Below are 2,489 nucleotides of genomic sequence, written 5' to 3' on the forward strand. Positions count from 1 at the left end.
GGGCCGATCCCGGCAGCGGGGAGGAGCTGGGCGACGCGCTCGCCCGCTGGTTCGGCCCCGCCCGCACCACCACCACCGGCGGCGCCACCGCCGCCCAGCCGACAGGAGTGCGATCGTGACCAGGGACGTGATCGTCGTCGGCGCGGGCCCGGTCGGGCTCATGACGGCCGGTGAACTCCGCCTCGCCGGCGCCGACGTCGTGGTGTACGAGAAGCTGCCCGAGCCGCCCCGCGAGTCGCGCGGCGCCAGCTTCACCCGGCGCACCGCCGAGTGCTTCGACCAGCGCGGGCTGCTCGCCCGGCTCGGCGCGACCGAGCGCGCCGACAGCCACTTCGGCGGGGTGCCGATCGACCTCACCCTCGCCGACGAGGACCACTTCGCCCGCCGCGGCATCTCCCAGTTCCGCACCGAACGGATGCTGGAGGACTGGGCGACGGAGCTGGGCGTGCCCGTCCGGCGCGGCCACGAGGTCACCGCCTACCGCGAGACGCCGGACGGCGTGGTGGTGCAGTTCGCGGGCGCCGAAGGCCCGAGCGAGGACACGGCCGCGTACCTCGTCGGCTGCGACGGCGGCCGCAGCACCGTCCGCCGGCTCGCCGGCGTCGACTTCTCCGGGCCCGAGCCCACCCGCGGGTTCTACACCGCCGACGTGACCGGCCTGCGCACGCGCCGCCGGCGCATCGGCGAGGACCTGCCCGGCGGCAGCATGGTCATGGCGATGGACCTGGAGAACGGCGTCACCCGCGTCGTCGTGCACGAGCGCGGCATGCCGCCGAAGGACCGCGAGTCGCTGACGTACACCGAACTCGCCGACGCCTGGCAGCGGCTGACCGGCGAGTCCATCCACCACGCCGACTGCCGCTGGCTGAGCTGCTTCTCCGACGCCTCCCGGGTGGCCGCCGCGTACCGGCGCGGCCGGGTGTTCCTCGCCGGCGACGCCACGCACGTGCAGCCGCCCGCCATGGCGCAGGGGCTGAGCGTGGGCGTGCAGGACGCGGTGAACCTCGGCTGGAAGCTGGGGCTGGTCCTGAAGGGGCTGGCGCCGGACGCGCTGCTGGACACGTACCACGCGGAACGGCACCCGATCGGCCGCCAGCTCGCCCGCAACGCCCGCGCCGCGATCGAACTGCGGCTCACCGGCGAGGAGATGGACCCGGTGCGCGGCGTCCTCGGCGAGCTGGTGGCCGAGAAGGACGCCGCCGGGTACATGGCGGGGATGCTCAGCGGGTTGGGGATCCGGTACGAGGTGGGGGCGGGGGAGCATCCGCTGCTGGGGCGGCGGTTGGCGCCGGATCGGGAGCTGGTGCGTCCCGATGGTTCGCGGGTCCGGGTGGCGGAGCTGCTGCATGCGGCGCGGGGGGTGCTGGTGACGGCGGGCGACGGCGCCGGGGGCTGGGCGGACCGGGTGGATGTGGTCGCCGGTACGTGGGCGCCCGGGCCCGGGCCGGTGCCTCCGCCGGCGGTGCTCGTCCGGCCCGACGGGTACGTGGCCTGGGCCGATCCCGGCAGCGGGGAGGAGCTGGGCGACGCGCTCGCCCGCTGGTTCGGCCCCGCCCGCACCACCGCCGCTGTCCCGCCCGGGTAGGCCCGGCGCGCGGGGCCCCGGCCGCCGCGGGCGGGGCCCCGCACCCCGTCGACCCGCGTTCGACCGCGGCTAGAGACTCCGCTGCCAGGCTCGTCGGAGACAGCAGCCGAGAGGAGCCGCACCGGATGTCCGTCCATGACGTGCAGACCACAGCGAGCGCAGACGGCCGCGGCGGCGCCGCGCCAGACGACGAACCGGCGGCCGGCGGGGCGTGGGACCCCGGGAGGTTCGAGGGGCTGCCCGCCCGGGACATCCCGGTCCACGCACTGTCGCCCGGGCCGCGGCTCCGCCGGGCCGGCACGGACGCCGCCCACGTCCAGCTGCTCGCCGAGGCCACCGCCCGCGCGGAGCTGCCGCCGCTGCTCGTGCAGAAGGACGGCTGCCGCGTCATCGACGGGCTGCACCGGCTGGAGGCCGCCCGGCTCCGCGGCGACGCGAGCGTCCGGGTGCGCCTCCTCGACTGCACCGACGCCGAGGCGCTCGTCCTCGCCATGCAGGCCAACAGCGCGCACGGGCTGCCGCTGTCGAAGGCCGACCGGCTCGACGGCGCCCGCCGCGTGCTGGCCGCGCACCCGGACTGGTCCGATCGGGCCATCGCCGGGGTCAGCGGGCTCAGCGCCAAGACGATCGCCGCGCTGCGGCCGCGTACGGAGGGCGCGGCGGACCCCGCCGGGAAGCGGATCGGGCGCGACGGCCGCAAGCGGCCGGTGTACGCGGGGGAGGGCAGGCGCCGCGCCGCGGAGTACATCAGCGCCCACCCCGACGCGCCGCTGCGGCAGGTGGCGCGGGAGACGGACGTGTCGCTGGGCACGGTGCACGACGTCAAGGCGCGGCTGCGCCGCGGCGTCAGCCCGGAGCGCAACGGCCGCCGGGGGTCCGCCCCGCGGCCCGCGGTGCACGCGGC

At 77.5% G+C, this 2,489-nt stretch carries 2 protein-coding genes; both read left to right on the forward strand.

Annotated features, from left to right (window positions below):
* Nucleotides 1-115 precede the first annotated feature (115 nt).
* The gene (locus ABD317_RS35925; RefSeq protein WP_344296081.1) at nucleotides 116-1,585 is read left to right on the forward strand and encodes an FAD-dependent monooxygenase; all 1,470 of its coding nucleotides are present in this window, start codon (nucleotides 116-118) and stop codon (nucleotides 1,583-1,585) included.
* Nucleotides 1,586-1,710: 125 nt separating this feature from the next.
* Nucleotides 1,711-2,489 (forward strand): ParB N-terminal domain-containing protein (locus tag ABD317_RS35930; RefSeq protein WP_344296086.1); only part of this gene is annotated, 779 nt, incomplete at its 3' end.

The sequence above is a fragment of the Streptomyces synnematoformans genome, from assembly GCF_039531005.1.
Classification (GTDB): domain Bacteria; phylum Actinomycetota; class Actinomycetes; order Streptomycetales; family Streptomycetaceae; genus Streptomyces; species Streptomyces synnematoformans.